The organism is Psychrobacter sp. ENNN9_III (assembly GCF_001462175.1).
GTDB lineage: Bacteria > Pseudomonadota > Gammaproteobacteria > Pseudomonadales > Moraxellaceae > Psychrobacter.
Window position 1 is genome coordinate 1 of record NZ_LNUO01000100.1, and the last position, 7,540, is coordinate 7,540.

Annotated in this window: 5 protein-coding genes and 1 other RNA gene; 1 reads left to right on the forward strand and 5 read right to left on the reverse strand. The window is 42.4% G+C overall.

What is annotated here, in order from left to right; translation table 11 throughout:
• Positions 1-76 precede the first annotated feature (76 nt).
• The 5 genes from serC to ffs form a co-directional block, all read right to left on the reverse strand.
• Positions 77-1,186, reverse strand: coding sequence for a 3-phosphoserine/phosphohydroxythreonine transaminase (gene serC, locus PENNN9_RS06390; RefSeq protein WP_058368869.1), 1,110 nt, complete (start codon positions 1,184-1,186; stop codon positions 77-79).
• Between the two features lie 169 nt (positions 1,187-1,355).
• Positions 1,356-2,276, reverse strand: a complete 921-nt coding sequence (locus PENNN9_RS06395) for a hypothetical protein (protein ID WP_058368870.1) — start codon at positions 2,274-2,276, stop codon at positions 1,356-1,358.
• 123 nt (positions 2,277-2,399) lie between these two features.
• On the reverse strand, positions 2,400-5,432 hold the full coding sequence (locus PENNN9_RS06400; RefSeq protein ID WP_058368871.1) for a M48 family metalloprotease: 3,033 nt from the start codon (positions 5,430-5,432) through the stop codon (positions 2,400-2,402).
• Positions 5,433-5,482: 50 nt separating this feature from the next.
• Positions 5,483-6,079, reverse strand: coding sequence for a LemA family protein (locus PENNN9_RS06405; RefSeq protein WP_058368872.1), 597 nt, complete (start codon positions 6,077-6,079; stop codon positions 5,483-5,485).
• 207 nt (positions 6,080-6,286) lie between these two features.
• Positions 6,287-6,383: signal recognition particle sRNA small type (ffs, locus tag PENNN9_RS12530), an RNA gene on the reverse strand.
• A gap of 358 nt (positions 6,384-6,741) precedes the next feature.
• On the opposite strand from ffs, the gene PENNN9_RS06410 reads away from it, so the two are divergent.
• The gene (locus tag PENNN9_RS06410; RefSeq protein ID WP_058368873.1) at positions 6,742-7,458 is read left to right on the forward strand and encodes an SIMPL domain-containing protein; all 717 of its coding nucleotides are present in this window, start codon (positions 6,742-6,744) and stop codon (positions 7,456-7,458) included.
• The last annotated feature ends 82 nt before the right edge of the window (positions 7,459-7,540 follow it).

The following is a 7,540-nucleotide window of genomic DNA, read 5'->3' on the forward strand; positions in this document are numbered from 1 at the left end:
ACTCAAATAAAGCTGCGTCTTTTTTTAGAAACTGTACTCAAATAAAGCTGCGTCTTTTTTTAGAAACTGTACTGATTTAAGCGTGCTTTTTTTCAAATGCGATCATAAAGTCAACCAATTGCTGTACCCAATCTAGCGACACCGCATTATAGATACTGGCACGCATACCGCCCACATCACGGTGACCTTTTAAGTTCATTAAGCCTGCAGCCTCTGACTCTTCTAAGAACACTTTATCAAGGCTATCGTCTGCTAACGTAAACGGCACATTCATGATAGAGCGATATTTAGGTTCAACTGGATTACTGTAGAAGCTGCTGTCATCGATTGTTTTATATAGCAAATTCGCTTTTTGCTGATTCACTTTATAAATAGCCTCAACGCCGCCCCGCTCTTCTAACCAATCAAATACCAACCCTGCCAAATACCAAGAGTACGTCGCTGGCGTGTTTGACATCGACTCTTTTTCAGCCTGATGCTCGTAGTTCATGAGCAGCGGGCACCACTCACTTGCCTGCCCCAATAAATCTTCACGAATAATCACAATAATCAGTCCCGCTGGACCGATGTTTTTCTGTGCGCCAGCGTAAATCATGCCAAACTTAGATACATTAATTGGCTGTGACAAAATGCAAGAAGACATGTCGGCGATAATCGGCGCATCAACTTGTGGCGGCTCAAATATCTGTAGACCATGAATGGTTTCATTGGCGCAGTAGTGGAAGTACGCAGCATCTTCGCTTAGGTTCCAATCGCTTTGAGCCGGCACATTAGTAAAATTGCTGTCTTTACCGGTAGCGACCTCATTAACCTCACCAAGACCCAGTTTGGCATAGCGCTTGGCTTCTTTGACTGCTTTACCTGACCATGCACCGGTAGTCAGATAGTCACCGCGCCCACCATTTAATAAGTTTAATGGTATCGCTGAAAACTGTAAGCTGGCACCGCCTTGTAAAAATAGCACCTTATAGTTATCTGGAATATCCATTAACGAGCGCAATTTAGCTTCGGCTTTTTCAGTAATCGTGACATATTCTTTACTACGGTGACTTACTTCCATGACCGACATACCGCGCCCCTGCCAATCAAGCAGCTCACTTTGCGCACGCTCAAGCACTGCGGTCGGTATCGTAGCGGGTCCCGCTGAAAAATTAGGTACACGGTTAGGAGCGGCTTTACTGGTCATAATCAATATCCTAAATATGATGAAGTCATCGTGGTTATGTAAGTTTTAATAGCTAAGTTCTAAAAGCCAAGTTTTCGAACTGCAGCTTTAAAACCCCTTAAGGTAAGTCTTATCTCTATTTTATTCTTAATCGCTATGTTCAATAGCTATTGCAGCAAGCCATCAGCCTTTAACTCTGACTCGACAGCAGCTTCCACAATTGAAGCTTTAGGTTACTATCAGCGAGCATCTCATCCAAGGTGGGTACTGCAGTAAGTTTAGGATGGTGAAGACCTTCAGGCAGTGCGGTTAGTGACATTACTTTTATTTCTTCAGTGCGCCCAATCTTAAACACATATCCAGCAAGGCTAGCATTGGCAAGCTCGGCAGTATCCATACCCTCACATATCGGAAATGAGGTTGTCTCGCAAGTGATTGACAATGCTTGCGTGATATTTTGCCATAGCTTTTCGCTGTCATTGTTGAGTGCTTGGATATCAACCAGAATTACCCAATCGCCATAGCGACCACCTTGTAGATCAAATGGTGCTACCTTTTTAAGGCTATTATCATTATTGGTTTCGGCAATATTATTCTGATTGATAGATGGAGTGGCTGTCGTTGTTACGGTGTCTATTAAAGGGGCAACCGCTTGCTCAACGTTTTGTGGTATTTGTTGCAAGCTATCTTGAGAGTCGCTATTGCTTGGAGAGTTCGATGCATGGCTTGTCGTACTGTCAAAACTATAGCTTACTGGGCTTTGCTCATTGGCATGCTCGTTAATATCTTGAACGTCATTATAACTCTGAATATCACCATAATCGCTAGCAGGCGTATTTTCTGTATCCAGTATAGAGTCTGCTGATTCATTGTCTAAAGAGTTATTATTTAAACGCGCCACGACTTCTGCTTCAACGCTTGGTTGTGCAATATTTTGGTTAGAGGCGCTTTGATTAGATAAGTCAAATTGACTTTCAGCCGCCTCAATATCCGTAATATTGAGCGTCGCTGAATTCGGCTGTACCCATTGCTCAATACCCATCATCGCTAGGATTTGGCGCTGCTGCATACGGCGCTGCAATACAATTAGCGGTTCTTGGATATCACTCATGTGTCTCTATTACCTTGCTCATTTTGTTTGAATCATTTAAAGATGTGCTGATCAGTTTGACAGCTTAACCAAAGTATTCATCATAGCTGCTGAATGACTTCTGAGGTGTCAACTAAACTGCATTCAAAAAAGCTCGCGAACGCCTAGCCATCGCTCTGCGAGTACCATCAAGCAGTCGTATTCATCCTGACTGATTATCGTATCGTGTAACATGACGGTATGCAATGTACTTAGCCATTGTCGATACTCATTATAGTCTATTTGACGGCTTTCCTGTTGTCTCTCTGGATAATTCTCTTTCCCCTGATCCTCTATTATAGAGTCCGTAGCAATAGATGCAGGATGGGCAGGCACAGCATTAATAATAGCCAGCAGTTGAACACTATTTAGACTTTGGGCAGTTAATAATAACCACTGCAAGTTGGCATCACTGATCATGGTTAAATCAATATCAATCAAGCGCGCATGGCGGCGCAAATCGACGATATAATGCGCAACGCTGTCGTTATTATAGCCGAGCCCTGACACATGTACTGAGCTATGTGACGGCGATATCATCTGACCTTTGACATCTTTCGATAGCCGGTATGCAAGCAACGTCACTATGGCTCTCTTAGCCACATTAAGGCCATTAAATACCTGACCTGAAGGATCAAGCTGAGCACATATATCACTCACATCCCTCTGTAATAGCGGTTGCCATTCAGCCTGTGTGTCTCCATCATTATCGTTTAAAATTTCGGAAAATATCGGCAGTAATTGCTGTAAATGCAGTGCTTGCCATAACGATAGGATTGGTGAAGCTTGCTGCGCTAAAATTGATATTGAAGCACTTTTTAAATGAGTCGGTACTGACTGAACATTACCCATTAAATCTTTTTCATCTGATAGGTTATCAGAAAAACTTTTGGTCAGATCAGCTGATAGCTGTTTTCCAAACAACTCAAGCATGCCTTGTTGGTAGCGCAACAGCATCGTACGACATTTTTGCTGCTTTACATAGTGTTGATGTGCTTGGTTACTATGACTGGTTTCGCTTTTTAGACGTAATTGATTAATGGTGCTTTCTGATAGATCATACTGGCTGAGTTGCTTGATAGCGAATGCCATCAAAGCACTGTCTAAACGTCTATCAAGATTTGCAATTAGCTCTAACAATTTATGGTCTAGCGTATGCGCTAAAACTTGAGGGTTACTGAAAGTACCAGGCTTCATCTTAGTATTGATATCAGCATTAGTGTCAGCAGCAAATATCCTATCGTTTGGAAGCCCAATCCAAATATCTTTTAAATCATACATGCCAGTCGTAGATATTGCCTGTCCTTGATGGCACAGCATGATGGCTTCTATTAATGCCTGCGTTCCTAATGGGTGATGACTGTGATTGAGCACATGCTGTGGTAGTGTCACTTTATTTATATCGTCAATACTAATCAAAGCTGCTGATGGCAAATCGCTGTCAGGTTTTGCCATCCATGGTTTTAACAGCTGATAAGTACCAATATCTTCTGCCTGTACCTGCAAACGCCCATCAACAACCAAATCTTCCTCTATGACAAACTCAAGACCTACATCTGTTTCCAATTTACTGCTAGGTTCATTCGCAGAAAAAGCTGAAACTTCATTGTCAGTCATATCATTAGGATTTTCGATGAAATTATTATCAACAACATGATTAACACATGTTGATTGAGCTTTGGATATATAAGATTGGGGTGTGATTGCTTCTTGGTTATTGCTTAGGCTATTTTCTTTTATTGCTCCCCAATCACCAAGGCGACGCTGCTCATATATCTCTTTTATTTTTTGCTGGTTTATGCGCTTCTCTCTTGCGACCTGAACGGCAAAGTCATGATAAGCATTGGCATTAATGGCACTCATGCGCTCGCTTAAGCTAGGATGCGTAGCAAACCACGAAACATCACCTAAGTCCGCCCCACTACTGGCAAAAAAGAAATGACTCAGCCCGTTGATATCAGCGATATTTGATAGACGCGAACCAAGCGAATCTTGATGAATGGCTTTTAAAGTTTCGATAATTGCAGGCGAGCGTGTCAGCTGCACGCTGGTCGCATCAGCGAGCAATTCACGCTGACGGTTAAAGCTATGCTTAATCAGCTGCGCACTTGCCATACTCGAAAAACTCAACCCATGTAACAACAATGTCCAAACACTGCGCGGTGCTTGCCGATCAATCACAGGTCTATTCTCTAGCCATCGTGACTGACTCTTTGCTGATGACTGCTGGCTCTGTGACTGTCTGTGCGATTGAGATTGCCAGTATGCTACCCAATCGCTATGGCTTGTAAAGCTTGCTGTTTGCGCCTCAGTGCTGCGTGCACGACTATCGATTGCGCTTTGTGACAAAGGCGTGTCTCGATTAACAGCACTATTAAAAGAGCTATCAATCGAGCTATCGAAATAACTCTGCTGCCGCCTATAGCTAGAGGCGTTATTACTGATAGGATCGCTCCAGTCATAGACTATCTGCAAGCCTGCCAGTACCACCATCAGCTGCAAATTGAACGTCGCATCACCATGCAGGATATGACCATATTCATGACCTATCAGCCCATATAACCCCTCATCAGAAAGCTTATCAAGTGCACCTTGGGTGACGACTAACACCATATCCTGACTATGACGACCCGCGACAAAGCCATTGATGCCTTGCTCATCAGGCAGCACATAAAGAATTGGCATACTTAGACCAGAAGCAATAGCCAACTGCTGGGCAATCTCATAATAACGCCGATAGACAGGCGGAAAATCACGCTCATCACGTACCGCTATATGACGAGCACTAAAACGAACCTTTGAAACAGATTCGTGCTGATGGGCGACTCCGTGGCTGTGCTCCCAAGCGTCCTGACTGTTATCGATAAACAAACGCACGGCACCCACGCGCTGGGCAATAGCACGACCACCAGTCTTTAAACGGCGATACTCTAAAAAGCTACCACCAATAAAGCTAGCCAACGTCCAAACAATGACCAGTACCAGTGCCCAATAATACACACCACCAGTAAATAGGGTAAGCAGCAGCGTCATTACCCCAAGCGCCACTACTATATGTGCAAATACGATAAGAAAAAACAGCCCGTAGAGCCACAGGCTGCGCTGAGTACGTGTCCGCTGTTCACCAAAAAAATCCATCTATATGCCTGACTTAAAGATAGCTAAACGCATCTGAATATAATGAAACATCAGCCCATATTGACGACAGGTGCTTTAGCAATGGCCTTTCTATCTTCAAACACTAAAGGACTGAGCGGACGAAAACTAAAAGTACTACTGACAAGGTTATTTGGGAACACTTCGCGGTCATTATTGTAAAACATCACGCTATCATTATAATGCTGACGGGCAAAGCCTATACGGTTCTCTGTATTGGTCAGCTCATCCATCAGCTCTTTAATCATACTGTCCGCTTTTAACTCAGGATACGCTTCCACCACAGCTGAGAATTGCCCCAATGCTTTGGACAGCATACTTTCTGCTTTGGCAAATAGCGCCATATGCTCAAGCGAGTCTGGTTGATGCTTACTAGAGTCTTGTAGGCTTTGGGCATGATTCCGCGCACTAATCACGCGAGTTAGCGTTTCTTCTTCATGGGTCAAATAACGCTTGGCAACCTCTACTAAGTTTGGAATCAGATCATGACGGCGCTTTAGCTGCACATCTATCTGTGCAAAGCCATTCTTCGCTTGGTTGCGCGCCCGCACCAACTTGTTGAATATCGACACGCCAAAAACAACAATCAGCACCAAAATAATAATAAATAGCCAAACCAGTGTTTTCATAAATAAGCCTCAATGCATTCCATACTTATATCAGTTTCGATAAATTTTTATATACTATATCTTAACCTATCTTAATCAATGAAACGGCAGAATCAGACGAAATGCAGGCACAAAAAAAGCCCTTTGCAATGAAGGGCTTAGTACATCATAGATACTTTTTGAATAGTTTATCAAAGCAGTTATCAAATTTTAAGCAAAAAAAAGCGACTCCATCAGCACATCCTCGGCACACATTGAATCTACTACCGTTGCTACCTTCCGGTCCTGGCGGGATTCGTAGTACAATGTTGCGAGGCTACCAATGGAGCCACCAGAGAAGATTATACAAGAATTTTTTGGTATTACAACCCCTATCTTAAAACCACTTATGCTTAGCATGATTAACTGCGAGGTTTAGTGACAAAATCTTTACAAGGACTCGTCTAAATTTTGCTATTTTAATTAGTGAAGCTAAAAAGACCAGTTATTCTTTAATAAAAGAAAATAAATACTTATCGCTTTTTAGGTATATTCTCACTTTGACAATGTTTAATAAAACTTATCTACTTTTAGTCCATTTAGATGAGTAACGACCAAATTAGTGACACACCCAAGTCATAAAGGAAAGCCTTTATTTAAACATGATATATGTCAATATTATCTACTTTACTTAGGAGATTGTTATGAAAACCACTTTACTTAATAAGATGGCTTTAACCACAGGAACCGCTTGCCTATTAACTGCAATGATGGGCAGCGCACATGCAGAACCAACAGGCTATGACCAGCTTACTTTTCAAACGGAAGTTAAAGAAGAAATTCAAAACGATGAAGTACGCGCTAGTATGTATAAAAAAGCGCAAGCAACCAATGCTAAAACACTAGCCACAACGCTCAATACTTCAATCAATAACGCTATGAAAATTGCTAAACGCTACCCTAGTGTGACTGTCAGTACGGGTCAACAACGCACCTATCCTCGCTATGATAAAAACGACAAAATCATCGGCTGGACAGGACAAGCGAGTATCGACCTAAAAAGTACCGACTTCACGGCGACTAGTCAGCTTATTGCAGATTTGCAAGAGACCTTAGTCATGGAGAATCTAAACTTTGGTGTTTCAGATGCTAAAAAAGATGCGCTAGAGCAAAAACTGATGACGGATGCTTCTCGAGCCTTTCAAAATCAAGCTAAAAACCTAACACGCGCTTGGGATGCTCGCGGCTATCGTGTGGTCAATGTCAATCTGAATACGGGAAACAATTATCCTCGTCCAATGTATAGCGGCATGCGTATGAGAGCGGAAGCTGCAGATGCCTCAGTACCAAGTCAAAACTTTGAGTCAGGTAATAGCACTATTTCTGTGACAGCAAATGGCACCATTGAGCTTACTAAATAATTGGGTTAAGCTCATTTAGTGTCAGTTAATTAAAAATAATCCATTAAATAAAAACTAGGGGCAGTCACTTATCACAGTGACT